The organism is Nostoc sp. FACHB-110, from assembly GCF_014697425.1.
GTDB lineage: Bacteria > Cyanobacteriota > Cyanobacteriia > Cyanobacteriales > Nostocaceae > Nostoc_B.
On the sequence record NZ_JACJRU010000028.1, the window covers coordinates 62,019 to 81,470 of the forward strand.

Sequence of the window (19,452 nt, forward strand, 5' to 3'; positions counted from 1 at the left end):
CTTACCCAGCCCAGGATTTTAGTATCCAGCCTATGATAACGCCCATTCCACCGAAGCGGACGATTTGCCAGAAAGGTTTTTTTAGGCTATGCCAAGAAAATAACCGACTTTCTAAATTGATTTCTAGCAAATCTAATTGTTTTTGAATTTGCTGTAACTCAGCTTTGATTTCTCGTGTTTGAGGTTTATTGTCTCTTAGCTCTTGCTTTTTTTGTTGCCATTCTGCCTTTTGCTGTTGATCCTGCTTAACTTGAGTGTATCGTTCTTTAATTAAGATGAGCGATCGCTCTACTTGGTCTAATTCCTGTTCAAAATCCGGCTCTTGATTTTCTTCTTTAGAAGAATTATGTGATTTTTTAGGCGGCTTCATTGACTGGTAGTAAATTAAGATTAATCTAATGCCAATAGTTAAAAGTTACTAATCAATCCCCAAATTTATCAATATGGAATCTCTTAATACTCAGAACTCAGCACTCAGCACTCAGCACTCAGCACTTAGAACTCAGCACTTAGAACTCAGCACTCAAGAACTAGCACAAGTCCTCATGGAAAGACTCACCATCTCTCCTAACGATTGGCATCGCCTCAAGTCTAACCGCAATTCTCGTGCTAGTGAACAAGTAGCGGCGGCACTGGTATATCTCCTCAAAAATCAACCAGAAGAAGCCCTTCCCCGTTTAGAACAAGCTGTAGGCTGGTTAGATAAATCAATATCTGCACCCCCATGTCCGACACATGGACACAACAGACAAGAAAGTTAACTAGTTTTTATTGAGTAAAATAGCAGTCCTATTTGGGATATGAACAAACGATACTAGCGAGACAAGGTAGACACGGGAGAGATGTTTGTCAATCATTGAGGATTTCTATAGCATCACAAATTGACAGCGTTGTTCATCCCAATGAGGTACATTCATATAGCCTCTAGCCTCTAACCCCTAATAACTTGTACTACACCAACCGGAAAACGCTGTATGTCTTAACGACAGAACTCTGTGTAGTTACGACAGTAACTTGTGTCCTAACGACAGAACTTTGTGTTTTAAGGACACCAGTTGTTGTCCTAATGACAGAACTTTGTGTTCTAACTACAGAATTGTTTATTTAGATAGTACTGTTGATGAGCGAGCGCACTGATTTTTAGTGTTTGCCACCCAATGATAACAATCTTCTCTTTCTCTTTGAGTTACTATCGCAAAGGATTAAGTTAAAGGCAGATAATCGTGAGAAAGCATTATGACAGATTCCAATCATATCAAGTTAGACATACTAGAGGAAGAAAATGAAATAGAACAAAATGATATTGAGCCAGAAGAAGAGTTTATTAATGAACCTTTTGACCCTAATCTTATTCGTGTTGATACTCGACCAATGACTATTGACCTGGTGTTGAAAAGAATTAAATTCAATGAAATTGATCTTGCTCCTGAATTTCAACGTCAAGATGGTATTTGGACACCTACTGCTGAAAGTAGACTGATTGAATCAATTTTGATTCGTATACCACTTCCAGCATTTTATATGGATGCTACTAATGATAACAAATGGCTAGTTATCGATGGTCTCCAAAGGTTGAGTACACTAAGAAAATTTGCTATTGAAAAAACACTTATTCTACAAAATTTAGAATTTTTAATACATCTTAATGGCAAGAAATATGATGACTTACCTCGCAACTATCAACGTCGTATAGAAGAAACATATATTACAGTTTACTTAATTGATAAAGGAACTCCTCCTGAAGTTAAATATAATATTTTCAGAAGAATTAACACAGGAGGAGTTCCTCTTTCGCCTCAAGAACTCCGTCATGCTTTAAATCCAGGTCAAGCTACAAAATTTTTAGATAAACTTGCTAAATCTCAAGAATTTAAAACAGTTACTAACATCACAAAAGCTCGGCAAAAACGTATGGATGATCATGAATTTGTTTTAGGTTTTATAGCTTTTTATTTAATGCCTTATGAAACTTATCCAATTAAACATGGTAGAGACTATTTTTTAAATGAGGCTATGATAAAAATTAACAAAATGACTCAGGATAAACTTTATGAAATAGAAGAAAAATTTAAATTTGCTGTTATGACAGCTTATTCTGTATTTGGTAAATATGCTTTTAGAAAAATTTTTAATAATAATCAAAAAATGCAACCTTTAAATAAATCTTTGTTTGAGGGTTGGTCTGTTACCTTTAGTAAATTAAATAACCAAGAAGCTGAATTAATAAAACAACGCAAAGATAAGGTTATCAATGAGTTTATCAAATATATTGAACATGATGAGGAATTTGTAAAGTCGATATCTCAAGCAGCAGATAAAGTTAATTATAGGTTTCAGATCATCGAGAAAATTGTGAAAGAAGTACTATCATGATTAGTTTATTAAAATTAAAAAATTTTAAAACTTTTGAGGAACAATCAATTGAGTTAAAAACACTAACCTTGCTTTCTGGGCTTAACAGTACAGGTAAATCTTCAGTTATTCAGTCATTTTTGCTGCTGCGTCAATCTTATCAACAAGATTTATTACCTACCGTCGGTTTAGCTCTAAATGGTGATTTAGTTTGCATAGGTACGGCTCAAGATGCCTTATTTGAGGCAGCAAAAGAAGACTCAATTGGTTTTGAAGTATTTTGGAGAAATGGAGCAAAAGGTACATGGCTGTTTGACTATAACAGGGAAGCAGATGTTCTAACTCTTGCATCACAACCAACATCCTCGGATATATATCAATTAAGTCTTTTCAACGATAAATTTCACTACTTGCAAGCAGAGCGTGTTGGCCCAAGAACCTACTTTGAGATATCTGATTTTCAAGTAAGACAGCATCAACAACTGGGCAATCAAGGACAATACACTGCATATTATCTCTCTGTTTATAGAGATAAAAATATTCCCAACACTCAACTTAATCATCCCAACGCTACATCTTTAAATCTCAAAGATCAAGTGGAAGCATGGATGGGAGAAGTTAGCCCAGGAACAAGACTGGAAATAAAGTCTAATCCAGATATGGATTTAGTGAGTTTTCAATACTCCTACGGTCTGAGCAATCCTTACCGCGCTACTAATGTCGGTTTTGGTCTTACTTACACTTTGCCAATTATTGTTGCAGTACTCGCATCAGAGCCTGATACACTAATTCTAGTTGAAAACCCGGAAGCTCATCTTCATCCTAGAGGACAAGCTAAAATGGGTGAATTGTTAGCACTTGCGGCTAGTTGCGGTGTTCAAGTAGTCATAGAAACTCACAGTGACCACGTTTTAAACGGAATTCGTCTTGCTGTTCATCGTCGTAATCTTGACTATCAAGAGGTGCAATTACACTATTTTCAGCGTCAAGAAAAAGAAGGTCAAGTTTTTACAGAAGTTTTGTCTCCACGTATTAATCGTCATGGAAGAATTGACAAATGGCCTGATGGTTTCTTTGATCAAATGGAAAAAGATTTGATGGAGTTGATGTAAATGCACTTTTTGATTAACGAACTATCTTTCATTAAACAAGCAAAACATAATGATGATGCTGATAGGCTAATGATAGTATTGTTCGAGATAATCAAAGAATTAGAACCTCTATTTTCAAAGCCAATATTGACTCATAGTACTTTTTTTAGTTGCTACATAACAGAGGAAGTAAAAGTAGGTCATTGGTTGTATCAAAAATCAAAATCTGCTAATGGAAAAGAACAAGAAACCAGCCGGATATTATTAATTAAGTTAATGAATAATGGGCCTTTCATAGATGAAATCTTAGATGAAGAGTTAGAATTTCATGAATGCTATTTTAATCATCAGGATGTTTGTGGAAGCTCATTAGCAGGGGCAGTCTATCTTCAAGGAAATTTAATTAGTTTACAGGACGCACCTGATTTTGTATCTCAATCTATTCAACTAAGATACAGTCACAATGGCGTAGAGTATCAAGAGATAGAAATCACCAACTTAACTCATGTAATTCATACGAAAAAATTACGCCGATTTTACGTACCTAGCCCTAAACACGCTCCAGGTGGTTGGGGTACTTTAATGGATTTGAATGATGAAGTTGCTCAAGTAGTTCTAGATAAAGGTATTGTAAATGGTAGACAAATTTATGGGTACTATGGTGGAAAATTTTACGAATTTCAGTCAGATAATTTTGCTGGATTTCATGGCTATCCTGTAGATGAAAACGAAGTTCCTTATAAAGTAATTGAGTATTTAACACAGTTGCAAACTGAGGAGGACAGTTAATATGCAGCAAAATTTAATAATCAAGTATCATAAATAAGAAGTCACACAGGCTTAATTTATAGGTTTTTCACTTCACTGAGTTACAAACTACTAGCTGGTGGGACTTGCAAGGTAATTTATTGTTGACTGGTGACGAACAACCCGCAAAAGAAGGATAACACAAGGAACAAGAACGCCAAAGAAATGAATACCTGATTGCTCAATTGCGATCGATCGCTTATTGTTGAACCAGAAATTTGATCAGTTGCAAAATTACCCCGACTGTGAAAAAAGCCGGGGTAGTGGTGGTTAGTTATGCAACTAAAATTTGACGGATTAAAATACTCATCACATGATTAGGGTTGTCGGTTGAAATTAGTGGACTCCAATCTCCTACCTCGGCATAACCGATCGCCTGTAAATAATGTATTGTACTGGTGACAGCTTTGGGTGAACCAATCAACAAATGTTTAATCGGTTCTCTGTTGGGTAATGGCTGTTGATTAGATGCTTTGGGAGTGGCTGCATCAAAATTTTCCCTGCGCAAAAATTGTTCTGGTGGTGTTTGAGCAGAATCTTGATCATCTCCGAATTTATATTCTTGTGCCATGATAATAATCGACTCCTATTTAGGTGTTAGAAGAAAGGCGATTGCAGACTTTGACAGGACGGCGATCGCCTTTCTCATGCTATTTATAATAAAGTATAAAATTATACTTGTCAATTACTTGCTTAAATGTTTTTGCAACGGATTAAATCTATATAAATTAAGCTTTCAAAAGGTATTTGAATAATGATGAGAAAATTTTGGGAATTTATTAAGTGTATTAAAATGAAAAGCATATTCAGCAATTTCATGTAGATGGTGATGTTGATGAACATATCACCTACGCAGAAAGTGCATAAAATCAAAGTTTTTGAACCCGCGCAGGCGGGTTTTGTCTGTGTAACTGCGACTTTAGTCGCTAGGTGCAAGATGTGACTAAACTTAATTGAGTCATAGCATCACAACTTTATGTCCTTACAACAGACCTTTGTGTTCTAAGGACAAAAACTTGTGTCGTAATGACAGAACCTTTTGTTCTAACGACAGAACCTTTTGTCCTAACGACAGAACCTTTTGTTCTAACGACAGAATGTTTATTAGATAATGCTATTGATGAGCGATATCGCACTGATTTGTAGAGAGGACTTCTTTTTCCCTCTTAAACTTTAATATTAAGGAACCTATTATGCTCAGTTAAAAAACTCGGTATGCTAACAGTCCTAAAAACAACCCAAGCCAGGGAATAGCGACCAACATTAAAAAAGTATAAAACTCGTTAAAGAATTCTCGTAATTTCTCTCCAGCCAAAGCTATAGCCACAGCCCCAGCCACAACTCCAGCCCAAGCCCAAGCCTCAGTCCAAGCCCCAGTCCAAGCCCCAGTCCAAGCCCCAATCACAACAACCCCAGCCCAAGCCCCAATCACAGGCACAGCCACAGTTACAACACCTACAGTTGTTCCAACCACAGCCACAGCCCTAAGCGTAGCCACAGCCACAGCCACAATCCAAGCCACACTTCTAACCTGTGGATAGTCAGATGCACCTGAGAGGTAGCCTATCAATTGGTAAATAAATAAAACACCAATCAACCAGCCCCAGAGAATAATTCTAGGTAATTTAATAACTGGTTTCTGGACTTTCAAATCAAATAATATTCCATTGTTTTTATGGGAGGGGAAGAGGGGGAAAGAAAATCGTTGTGCTCCAATGAAATTCAACAATTTATTTTTTAGAGTTTCCTTAACTGGAGTAGCTTTTGACTTTAGCTTAGGTTTAGGATAAACAACTTCTTTGCGATAAACCGATTCAACAGGATATGAGGGTGATGTTTTTTTTGCTTCTAACATTGCCAACCATACCTGCATCGACTGAGGACGGTCTTGCGCCTCCAGTGCCATACCCTTGAGTATTGCTTTATTTAAGCGTTTACTAATACTGGGAATAATTTCTTTAGGTGGCTGGAGGGGAGTATCGTCCAACTTACGAGTCAGAGAATTTGTCGGAGCTTGACCTGTCAATGCATAATAGAGTGTCGCAGCTAGACAGTAAACATCAACTGTTGGCTCTCGACTACCTCTAGTTATCTGTTCATAGGGTGCAAATCCTTTGTTACCTACATTACCCATTGAACTCAAAGTTTGAGGCAAAAGTTGCTTCGCAATGCCAAAATCAATCAGAACTGCTTTACCATTACTCCGCAACATAACGTTTCCTGGGTGTGCATCTCGGTGTACTAGTCCTTTTTCATGCACTAATGTCAGGGCTTCGGCAATTTGACAGATACAAAGCAAAATCTCGGTTTCTGGTAACGCCCCTCTACGTTTCACAGCCTGAAATAAATTTTCACCTTCGACAAATTCCATGACTAGACAGTGGGTATTATCTTCTCGAAACAAGTCAATTACACCCACAATATGAGGATGAGGCTCTTTAGTTAAGTGTGCTAGTATTTTCCCTTCTGTAATAAATTGCTCTACATATTTTTCATATTTTGAATCATGGCTGAGAAATTCATTCGGTGTCTTGATCACAACTGAACGATTTAACTCAACTTGCAATGCTTTATAAGTAATTCCAAATCCCCCTTGTCCCAGGACTTGCTCAATTACGTATTTACCACCTTGTAATTGTTCTCCTGTTATCCAGGGCATGAATACCTCTCAGTAAAAATAATTAATTCAATGCCAACATAATGATGAGAGTTTAGCTGATTCTACGGAGTTTGACTAGATGGCGGACTGGTCACTGTCGGGGGAGGCGGTGGATAGGGTTTGAAAATTGTATACCAAGCAGCCATAGCTCCAATACCTGCAAGTAAAGTTCCAATGGCAGTAATGGCAACCCAATCTATTGTTACTTGAGATTTAGGTGGTTTTGTTGTTTCTATCTTGCTCCCAGTCAATCCCAATGAATCAAGCCATTCCTGCATAGACTGTGGCCGCTGCTTGGGGTCTAGCTGCATTCCTGCTAAGATTGCGTCGTTGGTGTTCTGGGTAATCTGAGGATTGTATTCTTTTGGAGAGACTAAATGTTCACCATCTACTTTACGCTTTACTGCACCTACAGGTGTTCTCCCTGTTAGAAGTTTATACAGAGTAGCTGCCAGTGAATAAATATCACTATAAGCGTGTGTTGTATTACCTCTAGCGTAAAGTTCTGGTGGTGTAAATCCTTCAGATGTTTCTTGAGTTCGGCTTGTAGTTAAGATGTGGTCAAAATTTAAAGCTAGACCAAAATCAATCAATACTGCTTCTAAATTTCCATCTCGCTTCCGCAGTAAGATATTTCCCGGATGTACATCCCGATGAATCAAACCTTTGTTGTGTACCTCTATCAGTGCTTCGCCAATTTGCTGAATGTAGCGCAGTGCATCTGATTCTGAAAGTATTGATGGACGGAGATTAGCCAAACTATCTTCACCGATATATTCCATTACCAAACACGGATACTCTCGTTCCTTAAAGAGTTCTGTAATCTGCACAATATGGTTATGTTTACATCCTCGAAGTTTTAAAGCTTCACCGTAAAACATATTCTCTAGTCGTGCGCGTTCGTCTTGACTCAGGGATTGAAGCAAGTCATCATTTAAGGTTTTAATAACTAAGCGATCGCTATTTCTGTTGTTTACTAAATAGGTAATACCAAAACGTCCTCTTCCCAACTCCCTTTCAATCGTGTATTTTCCACCTTGCAACTGATCACCTGCAACCCAAGCCATCTTTGCAACTCCCCAAATACATGGATTAATTTTGACATAAGAGAGTCTTGACAAGCTGTGTTAGCTTCGATGAATAATGCGATCGCCTCTTTTTCTGTTCTATTGCTAAACTAAAAAACAAACCTTATCCCTGCAAAGGTGTTTTATGACCTCTGCAATCAATCGAGCTACTGAAGAACTTACTCCTTTCCCAGACCATACGCAGCTACCAGAGTCTGATGGTACATTTGTAAGCCAGTCGCTTGCGGGGGTTCCCCCCGTTGTGCGAACTGGCGCGAAAAATTGGCAAGAACATCCCCAAAGCATTTTACTGACAGACTCGATTACACCTGTACTCAAAAAATTACATCCTGACGGTCAATATTGTATTGGTCAGGATTTAGGTATTTACTGGCGCATAGCTGATCCTCCAGAGAAAGGTGCAGAAGCACCGGATTGGTTTTATGTCCCAAATGTACCACCCTTACTCGATGGGCAAACACGAAGGTCTTATGTGTTGTGGCGCGAGTATATTTCCCCATTAATTGCATTAGAATTTGTCTCTGGTGATGGTAATGAGGAGCGAGACAAAACTCCTTTGAAAGGCAAATTTTGGATTTATGAGCAAGTCATCCATCCAGCTTTTTATGGCATTTATGAAGTAAATAAAGCTAGCGTAGAAGTTTTTCACCTGATTGAAGGAAAGTATCAGAATTTACCTGCAAACGAACGGGGGCATTATCCCATACACCCTTTAGGTGTTGAATTAGGTATATGGCAGGGAGAATATCAAAATATCGAGTTACCTTGGCTGCGCTGGTGGGATTTACAAGGCAATTTGTTGCTGACTGGTGAAGAAAGAGCTGCTCGTCTAGCCGCCCAGTTGCGATCGCTCGGTGTTGAACCAGAAGTATAATCCATTAAATCGAATCTGGGTCAATACCTAATTCTTGCAGTTTTGCTGCCAAGCGATCGCAAAGTTGTTTTTCCTGTTCTGCACCTTGTGTCTGTGGCTTTAGAGACGGTTGTCGCCCCGTCACTCTACACCAGACAGATTAAATATTCATCTTTTGCGGAATGCAGAGCTTGGCTGTTGTAGCTGATTATAGTTAAATCAATCGCCAATTAAAACATCAAGATTTGTAAAGAATGGGCTATTAAAAGTGATTGCAATATTGTATTTCAGAAATACATCACCCAATCGGGTGATTCTGTTGGGTGAAGAGTAAATTATCAAAGTGATGATAGTGTGAGATTATCGTCAAATATTCCAAAAAGCTTCTTTTTTTGACGAATTTTTATTTTGAGAAATCTAAATCAAACCATCGACGGAACCTTGAACAATACACAGTTGGTTATGGTTTAAGTGAGTCGCAGAGGAGACAGTTAATTTCGTAACAGGAGTGGTCGGGTGCTTAACAATATTTCTAAATTCTTATCCCCTAGCAAGCTGGCATTTTCTGTTGTTGGCTTAGTTTTAGCCGTTGGTGTAGTAAGCGAGCAGACTCATCCTGTACTGAGTAAACAATTAAAAACAGTCCATACTTCCGCATATCTAGATGGTAATTTTTCTAGACTGACAAATCATCAATATACTGAGGATAATTCTTTGTTGTCTCGTCTGAGAAATATTCGAGAACAGCGCAGTCAACAGCGAGAAGTTATAAAAGCTGAGTCTACAGATTTATTACCTCCAACCTATCAAAAAGCAGATAAAGAAGCGGGAGTGTTACCTACAAGAAAAATTCCCACCAAAGATGGAGTTTATCTGTACGGACAATCACCAAAACCTAACCAAATTGGTCAAGGTTATATCATATTTCAGAAGCAGCAAGGCAGAGTGAGTGGTGCGTTGTATATGCCTAGCTCTGAGTTTAGCTGTTTTCAAGGCACAATTGATAAATCTGGTGAGTTAGCTATGACTGTCAATGGATCATCAGATGAAGTTACGGCATCGGATGTGGCTACAAGAAGTACAATTCCATCGGTTTCTGATGAGGAATTTAGTAACTATGCTTACTCTGTAGCATTGCAAGATTATCATCCTATTCAATATATCAGTGCTAGCGATCGCCGCATTTTAAAAACATGTCAATCAAATGAAGTATGAAGTGTGAAGTATGAAGTGTGAAGTGTGAAGTGTGAAGTGTGAAGTATGAAGTGTGAAGTATGAAGTGTGAAATGTGAAGTATGAAGTATGAAATGTTTAGTACAGCAAAAATTTCCTACTTCATACTTGATTAGTATTCAATTCCTGGTTGAGCTTTCACGCCTTGGTCGCGGAATGGATGTTTAATTAAAGTCATTTCTGTTACTAAGTCAGCACGCTCAATTAATGCGGCTGGTGCGCCTCTACCTGTGAGAATTACGTGTTTTGATGGTGGTTTCTCTGCTAAACCTGCTAAAACTTCTTCTATTTGTAAATAACCCATTTTCAAAGCAATATTAATTTCATCCAACAGCACCAACTGAAAATCTGGGTTACGGATATATTCTAAAGATTTTTCCCAAGCGGCTTGTGCTTTTTCGAGGTCACGGTCTCGGTCTTGGGTTTCCCAGGTGAAGCCTTCACCCATCGCGTGAAATTCGATTTGGTCTTCCCAATAGCTAAACACGCTTTTTTCTGAGGGTTCCCACGCGCCTTTGATAAATTGGACGATCGCCACTTTGTAACCATGACCAAGCGATCTTAACACCATTCCTAGTGCTGCTGTAGTTTTACCTTTACCGTTACCAGTATTAACAATAATTAACCCTTTTTCTGGCACAGCTTGTGCTATGCGCCGATCCTGGATTTCTTTGCGGCGCTGCATTTTTTGGCGATACTGTTCATCACTCAGTTGTGAACTATTATTTAGGGATGAGGACATTACTTCATCAATCAAGCGTTCGATTTCTTTATCTGATTCTAATTCTTCTGGTGTCTCGTTGTTCATCAACATTTTGTGAAAATAATTAGTACAGGGCTTAATTGTGTGGCTGCTTGATGAAAATTGATGATAAATTTCTAATTTACTTACTAATAGCGAATAGGAATCTGAGCAATAAAATTATTTTTGGAGATTTATTGCTTTGAAATCTCAATTTTTGCATAAATAATTTTAATAAATATTTTAGATACTCAAATTGAGTTATTTATTATAATTATGTTTTTATAAATCTTTATTGTCAGCATAAGCCAGTCTTGACGCAGTTGATTGAACGGGCATTGTCTGAAAGAGCTAGCACTATGCTTACTCAGCCCTTTCAAGCCAGAAGACAAGAAAGTGGTTGCACAACTTATCTTTTTTCAAGTTGATAACTTTATTAAAGCATTGTTGGCAAAAATTTTTGTATTTACTTTAACGATAAAAAATCATCGACTTCTTAAATAAGCTGGGGATTTTTTACGTGCAGATTATTACAGATAAGGATTCATATTTGATTTTTGAGAAAAAGCAATCTGTGAAACTGAAAGAAGACTTCAGTCTTACTCCAGCGATCGCACTTTTTCAGCAAGCCCTAATTTTTTTGGTGAGTGCTGAGAAATTTGGTATATCACTTTACCAAAAATGGGGGTTAATCGACGATTGATAGTAGACAAAGGTATATTACAGGTGTAATATATAATTATTACTTAAGATATCCAAATAATATAAAAACCGATGAACCGCAGATTAACATTTTCCTTAAATAGTTCAGTGCATTGCAAACTTGCCAGAGGCTCAGGCAGAGGTATTGTGCTATCGATAATTAAGGCAGCATATCAATTGATGAACTGGAAATTACTAAGTTCTAGCCCAGAGGGAGCCAAACTAGATCGATATATCAATAGCGGGGGGTGCAGGTCAATTCTGACACCAAATATGAGGCAAACAGTATCAACTACCTGACCCCCGCAGCTGACGAAAAGATGCGGGGGTTATTTTTTGACAAGCGAATCAACTTATGCAAGCTCAACCACCAAGTAAACAATCACATATACTACAAAACTCCGTTGTAGTGTTCTCGAAAAATTACTTACCACTAGCACGCATCAATATTAAACGGGCGATCGTGCTATTAGTGACAGGTCAAGCTGAATCTTTAAATTTTGGTGCTACTAAGCAGTGGGAAATTCGCTCTCCCAGTGTTGTACTACAAGTACCCGAACATATCCGCTTGACAGTTGGAAATCCTGAAAGACATTGGAAAGTTCCGCCTGTAAACCGTCGTGAAGTTTTGAAGCGAGACAATCACACTTGCCAATATTGCGGTAGTACCAAGCATTTAACACTTGATCATGTCATCCCTCGTTCTAAAGGCGGACAACATACTTGGGATAACGTTGTGACAGCTTGCGCTAAGTGTAACTCAACTAAGAGCGATCGCTTACCTCATGAAGCGGGAATGGTACTAAAAAACAAACCTAAAGCACCAATTCACCCTGCTGTTGCATTTGCTGAACAATTCTGGAGCGCACAAAACCTGAGTGAAACTGAATTGGCACACAAAGGTTAGTGATGGTATTCCATTTGCTAACCCTAACAGGACTTACGCCTGGGGTTAGGGGTTAACGGGTTTGGATACATACATCGTCATACCCTTACACCCTTTCCTAAAACCTTGATTTTTCTTTCTCTTGCGTAAGTCCTATCTAAAAATGTTTTTAGCCACTCATAATTATGTCACCATAAAGTTCAATCGCTAGGCAACTATCTCTATAATTGAACAGATGATATTAGTTATGCTGAGAGCAAAATTGCTAGTTTTTCCAAAATCGCTGCAACTATTACTTGGCTTTAGCCTAAGCGCAATTCCCCTGTTACCTATTTCACAGTCTTTTGCACAAACATCATCTGTTCCACTGCCATCAGATGCACCTTTGGAATTGAGCTTATTGACTAAACCAAACGATACAGTAATTACCGCTAATACTATTAACCCACAAGGATTAACAAAACCGAGTTTGTGGTTAGCTCAAGCTAATTCTGAAAACAAGTTGTTAGATAATTGGATTGCTTATCCGGCTTCTGCAACATCACCTGGGCGTGTAGATTTAATTGTCAACCAGCAAATTTGGAGCATTTTAGACTATTTAGAACGCTACAGCTTTGTCAATCGTCTAGGTAGCGTTGCGAGAAAGGATATTTATAATTTAAGGGTTTTTAATTATCAGCAGGAAATGTTGGCAAGCTACACCTGTAATTTTCAGACTAGCCCGACACAATGCAGTATTCAGATAAATTCTCTCAATCGATTAGGCTTACAGCAATCTTCTGAGTGATGAACATTTTTACTAGTTTATTCACATCTTGCACCTAGCCCCAGCGAATGGAATTCGCGGCTATACAAACGAAGTCCGCCTACGCGGACTAACGCAATATCAAGGGTTTGGAACCCGCGCAGGCGGTGAGGGGGTCGCAGTCTTGGCGGTTCCCGTCGATTGCGTTAGCGCAGCGTTAGCGACGAAGGAGCGTCACCCCCGAACCCGTTAGCGCAGCGTTAGCGACGCAGGAGCGTCAGGGGTTTTGTCTGTGTAGCTGCGACTTCAGTCGCAGGCGTGCAAGATATGTGTTTACCTAAAAAGTCTTAATTTTGGTGAATAAAGATTCGTATTGTTTTGTGGTTGATGTTGGTAATGCTAACAAAAATTCACTTTTATTAAACACTTGACGATTGGTTTCTAAGAAGCTGCGTATTGGGTCTTGAATATCGTTAGGGGCTAGATTTGCAAACATGGGTGAATTAGTTTTTGTCTTGATGATAATTTGTTTAGCTATCTCTGGTTGCCAACAAAAATCAATCCATTTGGATGAGAGGTCATTGTTTTTCGCACTAGTAGGGCGCACCCATAAGTCAGCCCACATAGCTGTTCCTGAGGGCGGAATCACTACACTCAATTGTGGATAACTTGCCAGTATTGGTAAAACATCACTTGACCAACCGACTGCTAACCATGTGTCGCCAATAATTAGAGGTTCTAAATAATTATTGTTAGTATATATTTTGACTTGTTGATTGAGTGACTTTAATTCTGTTTCTAGATTTGCTACTGTATCGAGATTCTCTGTGTTGTAAGATTTACCAAGCTTTTTTAACACTATCCCAATGACTTCTCTGGGATTATCTATGATCGATATGCGCGATCGCAACCCATCGCGCCATAAATCACCCCAATCTTGTGGTTGCCATCCTAATTGTTGGAATTTATGGCGATCGTACACTATTACAGTACTACCCCAACGATAAGGGGCTGCCCAAACTTTACCTTGCGAATCTAGATAACCTTGGTCATTACGCGTAACTAGTTGTCGCCATCTGTCATCCAATCCCGACCATGATTTGAATTGTTTAATTTCTGCTTCTTCTAGAGGTTGAATCAGTTTTTGCTCAATTGCTGCTTTCAGCCAATAATCGCCTAAACTCACTAAATCTACCACAGATGTGGTTTGCGCTGACATAAATGGAATCCAGCGAGTCCAAGGTTGTTGATTGTTACTTTTTGGTTTTTCTTGCCAATTCTGTAGTTGTTTATATAAATTCTGGATTTGGTCAACCGGAGCAAATTTTAACTGCGCTTTTTGTTGTAACCTTTGATGAAATATATCGACTATTTGACCAGGAATAGAACCTTTCAATAACTGAATACTGAGTTTTGTTTGGTTGTTGTCACCACATCCAACCAGCAGTTGCGAAAATGCTAATCCACCTAGACTGAGTAAAAAAGACCGTCGATCCATTGATTCTTGGATATGTAAAGTAAGATTCTCAACTATTCTCTTACAAGCATAAGGGATAGTGAGTAGGAATGAGGTTTGTTGAAAACTGCTTGACTATCGTCACATAACATTGACATTGAATGAAATGCCACAGCAAGATTAGCACAATCACAAATAGTGTATCTGCCTTCATCTGCGGTGATCAGCGATTAATTTTACCCAAATTTATTGCTTCTTTATTGTTAGTCTCAGATTTATTCAAAAAATCTTGGATTTTTACACCCAACCGAGTTTTGTTAGTCTTTACAGTTTCCTTAACCCTGTTTCTTGCTTTGACAAGTAATTCAGGCATTAACTTCGATGATGATATAAATTTTTCTGATATAAAAATAAAGTAGAAAAATGATTGCCACAAACCTATCATTGACAAGCCTATTCTGTCATTAATTCGTTTTTTTCCTCTTTAACGCGGATTTTGCTATCACCCTAAGGTTCTGAAAAAACTTGCTAGTCAAGCTCAACAGCTATTTGGTGTATAGGAACAGAAAAAAATCTATTTAATCTCGAAAAATCAGCAAAAATTTGCAATAATCAGCATTTTTGTTGAATGTTGAACTCTTTATCTTTATGACAATTACAGAGTTTTTCTAAAAAGAAATTACACTAAATTAACATTTCGCAATATATGAATAGATTATTGCTTCAATCTAAGATTGAGGAAGATTGAAAATTAATGACTTAGATATAACAATTAGACATATTATTTGAATAATTAAATAATTCATAAGTATGGTTAACGTTGCCAATAAATTGAATAACATGGAGAAAATATACTGACGAGGGTAGTAGATGGAGCCATTACAAAACCAGATCCTGACTTTGAGCCATAAACTGGATGCCCTCTACCAGGTAATTGAGCAGCTTGACCATAGAGTAGCTCAAGCTTTCTCAGAGTGTTCTTTGTCAAAAACACAAGGAAAAAATAACTATCAAGAAAATGGTGAAACTTTTCCCTATCAGTTAAAAGGACAAATCAGTTTTAATCAAGAATTAGAACACAAAGATGTTTTAACAGACGGCGTTTATTTAGATATGAATCGTCAAGGTGGGGATAAGGTTTTATCGCCAGAAATTCAGATACAACGTCTGACAGCGCAGTTAACCGCAGCTTATAACCGCATTGCGGCATTAGAAGAACAATTACTCCGGGAAAGAATTCATTAATGGTTCAATAGTCAGCCTTAAGAGAATTTACCGGAGCTTTTTTAGTCCGGTATTTTTATGTTTAATTTTGGCTAATTTGCTGTAATTGGTTTTCAATTGCAGTTAAAAGTTTGTCTTGTTGCCAATTTTGGTAGAGATGGGCTGCAATACTAGCGGCTCCTGCGCCCACACCTTCTTTCACAAAACCTTTTTCATAGGCTTGAAGTTGGGGGTAACGAGAATTAGTAAAATTTAGCTGTGTGGCAAGTAGGGAAGGAATGATTCCGTGATTTGTAGTTCCTTTATTTAAGCTGATTGCTAAATCAACAGTTCCGCCAGTGGGATCTTCTGCAACCCAGCGAGTTGTGCCAACAATTACTTGTGTGGGTTGCCAAAATAAATTGTAGGTTTGAGAAATTACTGTAGTTAAGGCGTAAACTGCGAGCATTTGTGTACCACCTGCTAGCATAACACCACAACGACGGCTAGCAGCGATCGCCATTCCTGCTACAACTATTTGCATAGGATCGCCAACTGCCGCAACAATTTCTAATGGTTCGGCATCGCGCGGAATTTTCTCCAATCCTGCTTGTACTATTTCCCATTTTTGTTGATGGTTACAAATTGGATGGCTGCTGTTGACTTTACCAACTGCATCTATTCCCAAAGCTGTGAGAATAGCTAAAGCCGTGGTTGTGCCACCAACGACACACTCACTTAAGATTATATAACTGTGAGGGACTTCTGCCGCCAAGCGATCGCCCCATATTAACCCTTGTTCTAGCAAATGTTTAACTGTTGCTAGATCCATTGCCTTACTTGTACTTAAACACCGCGCCGACGCACCGCCTAAATCAATAGCAGGTACAGCCGGAAGTTGCGGCAATCCAGCATTAAATAAATAAAGTGGGATATTTAGCCCTTCCACCACAGCACGAGAAATCAGTACAGGTGATGCCCCTGCCGTTAGTGGTGGTAAAGGATATTGCGGTTGATGTTTTGCGCCGTAGTATAAAAACTCAGCATCTGCACAAGCTGTGTACTTACGGTCTTCCGGTGTGCTACCAGCCGCCGAAATTCCGGGAATCAAAGCTGTTTGCGTAAAGCCTAAAACACAGGCAAAACTTGGCAAACAACCTCGGTATTTAGCTAACCAAGCTTTGCCCTGTTCTATTTGAGAATAAATCCGAATTAAGTCATTGATAAATAACATCATTCATAATCCAGCAGCACTTGTACCCACTGTGGGGGACGAGGAATCGGATTACCCAACCTATCTAATAAAAGCCATGCAGCGACGTGTACTACAAACAAATAGATAAAGTTATTCAGTACAACCAAGGCTATAGCCCCTAATTGAATCACAAAGACACTGGGACTAGTTAATAATCCTAATTTGAGAAATATCCACTCGGCAATTTCAGTAACTTGGTTAATCAGATAAATCCATAAATCTTCATTGGATAATATCGACAGCAACCACATCCGAAAAAAGAAGCCCAAACTACCTAATAAACTAGCCAGAGTAATCGAAACAACCCAAGGCACACGACGATGCCAAGTTGCTCCCAATAGTACACCCATAAAGGCATAAGGCATCACAAACAAAAGACTACGAACTGGCCCCATCAACACAGATAACAATAAACCAGAAGTGATAGCAGCCATCCATGCAGCACGATGACCCCATCGCAGGTAAACTAGAGCGATTGGCACAGGAAAAAATATCCGTAAAACCGGGCCTAAAGGAAAGTAGAAATTAATAAACCAAATCAAACTAGCAGTGCTGGCTAAAAATGCCGTTTCTACTAGCCGCAAAGGTGCAGCTGCTTTTAGTTGGGGAGGTTGCAATTGGCTCAAGTTTTCAGCTTCGGGGAAAATGTCTGGTTGTGGTAATTGTTCTTGGGCATCACCTCCTTGATTTTGAGCAGATTTTGATTCAGGATTCAGGCTTTCCTCTGGCTCTTCCGGCAGAGAATTTACAATACTCATTTGAGAAAATTCTTTAAACTATCATTTTTTCCAGAGCTAACACATCAGGAATGCAAATACTTTCTTGATCCCGTTTAATTAACCCTTTCTTTTCTAACCTAGTCAAGACCCTGGTTACTGTTTCTCGCGCTAGTCCACTGAGGCTACTTAATTCTCGGTGAGGTAAATTAGGAATTTCAGTTTCTCCGGTGCGCGCTTTTTTTCCTTGCCCTTCGGCTAAGAACAGCAATGTATCAGCTACCCGTGATTGACTATCTGATTCTCGTAACCGCAGGCGGCGATTTACTTGTCGCAAACGCCTAGCCATGAGTTGGGATAATCTTACTCCTGCTAAAGGTTCTGTGTGCAGTAATTTCACAAAATCTTGAGCAGGCATACTGCCAATTACTGTAGCTGTGAGAGTAATGACATCAGTCGAACGGGGTACTTCATCTAAAGCTGCCATTTCTCCAAATAGTTCGCCTTTGCCAAGAATATTCAGGGTGACTTCTTTGCCTTCTAAGTTATAAGTGCGAATTTTTACCCAACCCTCGAATATAAAATAAACAGAACCACCCCAATCATTTTCCAACAAAATTACTTGATTGGCTGGGTGGGTGCGAGTAACAAGGTGGGTAAGAGCTAGTTCCACAATAGCGTCAGGCAACCCTTGAAAAAAGGGAGTCGATTTGATCCAAGGATTATGAGGTTCTTGCAATGTATATCGGTCTCCCATTACGAAATTTTATTAAAACTGCGATTAAAATAAATAAGACTGCTATATTCTCCTTAAGTGAGTTATATGGGTAACTCGATTAAATAGAAATTTCAGCTAAAGTAGATAGAAAAATAATCAAGGCATTTTGCTCAACAGTCTTGACTGACGAAATTTAAATACAGCAAAACTAGTGCAATGAGTAATTAAGTTTCTCTGCAATCATTTTGCAGAGCCTAGCAGTATTGCCAAAATATTTACTTAGTAAAATACAGGTAAACAACATTAATGATACTCAAAGTAGTTAATTTTTGCTAACGCAAAATTTCTGACAGTCAAGATGGTAATCAAAAACTGTCTCCATCACGGTGGGTGTCAGATATAAGTGTATGATGCGATCGCCAACCACGATCAAGCAGAACTCGTTATTTGGGTTGCTGACTTGCCATTCATCAGCTCGTTAGTTAGATTAATGAGCGCGTGTGGATATCCAGTGGAGGGAATTTGCCTTGTAGATGTGGTGTTTTTGACAATATGTTGAGTCAGACTAAGCTTTATTAGGACTAATGTACCAAAATTGTCTGTTCAGGCTTGGGTAAGGGCGACGAGGTTGGGCAAGTTGTAAACAATTATATACTTGTACCTACGTATGCTTGTAACCTGACCGGAAAATTGTGCATATTTGTTGCATTTTTTGATGTTTTTGCTCGAGAAGTCCCAGAGGCTGTAACATCGCCAGTATGGTGAGGGGCAAAGTACCTAGTCAACCGCCTTGGCTGACAACTACGGAATATTTCTTGTATCCTTGTACTTCAATTAGCGATCGCGCTAATTACCAAGATGCCTAGTCATCATAAAATTGCCATCAGGCATCTGAACGGCAGTTGATTCGGTTAATTTTGATAAGCGTAAATTTCTCACACAAGTT

Annotated in this window: 20 protein-coding genes and 1 pseudogene; 11 read left to right on the plus strand and 10 right to left on the minus strand. The window is 38.7% G+C overall.

Annotation, left to right across the window (positions count from 1 at the left end):
- Position 1: 1 nt before the first annotated feature.
- Positions 2–370 carry a hypothetical protein gene (locus H6G69_RS22400; RefSeq protein WP_190691333.1) on the minus strand — a complete coding sequence of 123 codons (369 nt, stop codon included), beginning with the start codon at positions 368–370 and terminating at the stop codon, positions 2–4.
- A gap of 73 nt (positions 371–443) precedes the next feature.
- On the opposite strand from H6G69_RS22400, the gene H6G69_RS22405 reads away from it, so the two are divergent.
- The 4 genes from H6G69_RS22405 to H6G69_RS22420 all read left to right on the plus strand — a co-directional run bounded on the left by H6G69_RS22405 (position 444) and on the right by H6G69_RS22420 (position 4,232).
- Entirely contained in the window at positions 444–761 is a 318-nt protein-coding gene (locus H6G69_RS22405) for a DUF6439 family protein (protein WP_242072144.1), read from the plus strand.
- A gap of 475 nt (positions 762–1,236) precedes the next feature.
- Positions 1,237–2,373 (plus strand): DUF262 domain-containing protein, encoded by a 1,137-nt coding sequence (locus tag H6G69_RS22410; protein ID WP_190691334.1) that lies wholly within the window; start codon positions 1,237–1,239, stop codon positions 2,371–2,373.
- On the plus strand, positions 2,370–3,464 hold the full coding sequence (locus H6G69_RS22415; RefSeq protein ID WP_190691335.1) for a DUF3696 domain-containing protein: 1,095 nt from the start codon (positions 2,370–2,372) through the stop codon (positions 3,462–3,464). The genes H6G69_RS22410 and H6G69_RS22415 overlap by 4 nt, the downstream gene beginning before the upstream one ends.
- Positions 3,465–4,232 carry a hypothetical protein gene (locus H6G69_RS22420; RefSeq protein ID WP_190691336.1) on the plus strand — a complete coding sequence of 256 codons (768 nt, stop codon included), beginning with the start codon at positions 3,465–3,467 and terminating at the stop codon, positions 4,230–4,232.
- A 292-nt stretch (positions 4,233–4,524) separates the two neighbouring features.
- On the opposite strand, the gene H6G69_RS22425 is transcribed toward H6G69_RS22420, so the two are convergent.
- The 3 genes from H6G69_RS22425 to H6G69_RS22435 all read right to left on the minus strand — a co-directional run bounded on the left by H6G69_RS22425 (position 4,525) and on the right by H6G69_RS22435 (position 7,976).
- Entirely contained in the window at positions 4,525–4,824 is a 300-nt protein-coding gene (locus H6G69_RS22425) for a hypothetical protein (RefSeq protein ID WP_397326971.1), read from the minus strand.
- A 627-nt stretch (positions 4,825–5,451) separates the two neighbouring features.
- The gene (locus H6G69_RS22430; protein ID WP_190691338.1) at positions 5,452–6,909 is read right to left on the minus strand and encodes a serine/threonine-protein kinase; all 1,458 of its coding nucleotides are present in this window, start codon (positions 6,907–6,909) and stop codon (positions 5,452–5,454) included.
- Between the two features lie 62 nt (positions 6,910–6,971).
- Positions 6,972–7,976, minus strand: coding sequence for a serine/threonine-protein kinase (locus H6G69_RS22435; protein ID WP_190691339.1), 1,005 nt, complete (start codon positions 7,974–7,976; stop codon positions 6,972–6,974).
- A gap of 145 nt (positions 7,977–8,121) precedes the next feature.
- Here H6G69_RS22435 and H6G69_RS22440 point away from each other — a divergent pair, with 145 nt between their 5' ends.
- Positions 8,122–8,871 (plus strand): Uma2 family endonuclease, encoded by a 750-nt coding sequence (locus H6G69_RS22440; protein ID WP_190691340.1) that lies wholly within the window; start codon positions 8,122–8,124, stop codon positions 8,869–8,871.
- Positions 8,872–8,875: 4 nt separating this feature from the next.
- Here the strand turns inward: H6G69_RS22440 and H6G69_RS22445 are convergent.
- A pseudogene (locus H6G69_RS22445) lies at positions 8,876–8,965 on the minus strand (Uma2 family endonuclease); the annotation flags it as partial.
- A gap of 401 nt (positions 8,966–9,366) precedes the next feature.
- Between H6G69_RS22445 and H6G69_RS22450 the strand changes: the two are divergent.
- The gene (locus H6G69_RS22450) at positions 9,367–10,065 is read left to right on the plus strand and encodes a hypothetical protein (RefSeq protein ID WP_190691341.1); all 699 of its coding nucleotides are present in this window, start codon (positions 9,367–9,369) and stop codon (positions 10,063–10,065) included.
- A gap of 130 nt (positions 10,066–10,195) precedes the next feature.
- On the opposite strand, the gene cobO is transcribed toward H6G69_RS22450, so the two are convergent.
- Positions 10,196–10,891 (minus strand): cob(I)yrinic acid a,c-diamide adenosyltransferase, encoded by a 696-nt coding sequence (gene cobO, locus H6G69_RS22455; RefSeq protein WP_190691342.1) that lies wholly within the window; start codon positions 10,889–10,891, stop codon positions 10,196–10,198.
- 508 nt (positions 10,892–11,399) lie between these two features.
- Between cobO and H6G69_RS34445 the strand changes: the two genes are divergently transcribed.
- From H6G69_RS34445 to H6G69_RS22470, 4 genes are all read left to right on the plus strand, one after another.
- Entirely contained in the window at positions 11,400–11,528 is a 129-nt protein-coding gene (locus tag H6G69_RS34445; RefSeq protein WP_277883436.1) for a hypothetical protein, read from the plus strand.
- A gap of 354 nt (positions 11,529–11,882) precedes the next feature.
- On the plus strand, positions 11,883–12,434 hold the full coding sequence (locus tag H6G69_RS22460) for an HNH endonuclease (RefSeq protein WP_190691343.1): 552 nt from the start codon (positions 11,883–11,885) through the stop codon (positions 12,432–12,434).
- Positions 12,435–12,660: 226 nt separating this feature from the next.
- A complete protein-coding gene (locus H6G69_RS22465) occupies positions 12,661–13,200 on the plus strand; it encodes a hypothetical protein (RefSeq protein WP_190691344.1) in 540 nt (179 codons plus the stop codon).
- Between the two features lie 28 nt (positions 13,201–13,228).
- Entirely contained in the window at positions 13,229–13,411 is a 183-nt protein-coding gene (locus H6G69_RS22470; RefSeq protein ID WP_190691345.1) for a hypothetical protein, read from the plus strand.
- Positions 13,412–13,495: 84 nt separating this feature from the next.
- Here the strand turns inward: H6G69_RS22470 and H6G69_RS22475 are convergent, their stop codons facing one another.
- Positions 13,496–14,656 carry an extracellular solute-binding protein gene (locus tag H6G69_RS22475; protein ID WP_190691346.1) on the minus strand — a complete coding sequence of 387 codons (1,161 nt, stop codon included), beginning with the start codon at positions 14,654–14,656 and terminating at the stop codon, positions 13,496–13,498.
- Between the two features lie 828 nt (positions 14,657–15,484).
- Here H6G69_RS22475 and H6G69_RS22480 point away from each other — a divergent pair.
- Positions 15,485–15,859, plus strand: coding sequence for a hypothetical protein (locus H6G69_RS22480; RefSeq protein WP_190691347.1), 375 nt, complete (start codon positions 15,485–15,487; stop codon positions 15,857–15,859).
- Positions 15,860–15,920: 61 nt separating this feature from the next.
- Here H6G69_RS22480 and cobT read toward each other — a convergent pair whose 3' ends face one another.
- Genes cobT through H6G69_RS22495 form a run of 3 tightly spaced genes read right to left on the minus strand, consistent with a single transcriptional unit; the run spans position 15,921 to position 18,545 of the window.
- Positions 15,921–17,054 (minus strand): nicotinate mononucleotide-dependent phosphoribosyltransferase CobT, encoded by a 1,134-nt coding sequence (gene cobT, locus H6G69_RS22485; RefSeq protein ID WP_242072145.1) that lies wholly within the window; start codon positions 17,052–17,054, stop codon positions 15,921–15,923.
- Complete coding sequence (locus H6G69_RS22490) at positions 17,051–17,830, minus strand: DUF2232 domain-containing protein (RefSeq protein WP_190691348.1); 780 nt, start codon at positions 17,828–17,830, stop codon at positions 17,051–17,053. Before H6G69_RS22490 ends, cobT begins: the two co-directional genes overlap by 4 nt.
- A 13-nt stretch (positions 17,831–17,843) precedes the next feature.
- Positions 17,844–18,545 carry a Crp/Fnr family transcriptional regulator gene (locus H6G69_RS22495; protein ID WP_190691349.1) on the minus strand — a complete coding sequence of 234 codons (702 nt, stop codon included), beginning with the start codon at positions 18,543–18,545 and terminating at the stop codon, positions 17,844–17,846.
- Positions 18,546–19,452 lie beyond the last annotated feature (907 nt).

Excerpts from the sequence above, each read along its gene's own strand:
- H6G69_RS22400 (WP_190691333.1), bottom strand. The coding sequence starts at position 370 with ATGAAGCCGCCTAAAAAATCACATAATTCTTCTAAAGAAGAAAATCAA.
- H6G69_RS22405 (WP_242072144.1), top strand. The coding sequence starts at position 444 with ATGGAATCTCTTAATACTCAGAACTCAGCACTCAGCACTCAGCACTCA.
- H6G69_RS22410 (WP_190691334.1), top strand. The coding sequence starts at position 1,237 with ATGACAGATTCCAATCATATCAAGTTAGACATACTAGAGGAAGAAAAT.
- H6G69_RS22415 (WP_190691335.1), top strand. The coding sequence starts at position 2,370 with ATGATTAGTTTATTAAAATTAAAAAATTTTAAAACTTTTGAGGAACAA.
- H6G69_RS22420 (WP_190691336.1), top strand. The coding sequence starts at position 3,465 with ATGCACTTTTTGATTAACGAACTATCTTTCATTAAACAAGCAAAACAT.
- H6G69_RS22430 (WP_190691338.1), bottom strand. The coding sequence starts at position 6,909 with ATGCCCTGGATAACAGGAGAACAATTACAAGGTGGTAAATACGTAATT.
- H6G69_RS22435 (WP_190691339.1), bottom strand. The coding sequence starts at position 7,976 with ATGGCTTGGGTTGCAGGTGATCAGTTGCAAGGTGGAAAATACACGATT.
- H6G69_RS22440 (WP_190691340.1), top strand. The coding sequence starts at position 8,122 with ATGACCTCTGCAATCAATCGAGCTACTGAAGAACTTACTCCTTTCCCA.
- cobO (WP_190691342.1), bottom strand. The coding sequence starts at position 10,891 with ATGAACAACGAGACACCAGAAGAATTAGAATCAGATAAAGAAATCGAA.
- H6G69_RS22460 (WP_190691343.1), top strand. The coding sequence starts at position 11,883 with ATGCAAGCTCAACCACCAAGTAAACAATCACATATACTACAAAACTCC.
- H6G69_RS22465 (WP_190691344.1), top strand. The coding sequence starts at position 12,661 with ATGCTGAGAGCAAAATTGCTAGTTTTTCCAAAATCGCTGCAACTATTA.
- H6G69_RS22475 (WP_190691346.1), bottom strand. The coding sequence starts at position 14,656 with ATGGATCGACGGTCTTTTTTACTCAGTCTAGGTGGATTAGCATTTTCG.
- H6G69_RS22480 (WP_190691347.1), top strand. The coding sequence starts at position 15,485 with ATGGAGCCATTACAAAACCAGATCCTGACTTTGAGCCATAAACTGGAT.
- cobT (WP_242072145.1), bottom strand. The coding sequence starts at position 17,054 with ATGATGTTATTTATCAATGACTTAATTCGGATTTATTCTCAAATAGAA.
- H6G69_RS22490 (WP_190691348.1), bottom strand. The coding sequence starts at position 17,830 with ATGAGTATTGTAAATTCTCTGCCGGAAGAGCCAGAGGAAAGCCTGAAT.
- H6G69_RS22495 (WP_190691349.1), bottom strand. The coding sequence starts at position 18,545 with ATGGGAGACCGATATACATTGCAAGAACCTCATAATCCTTGGATCAAA.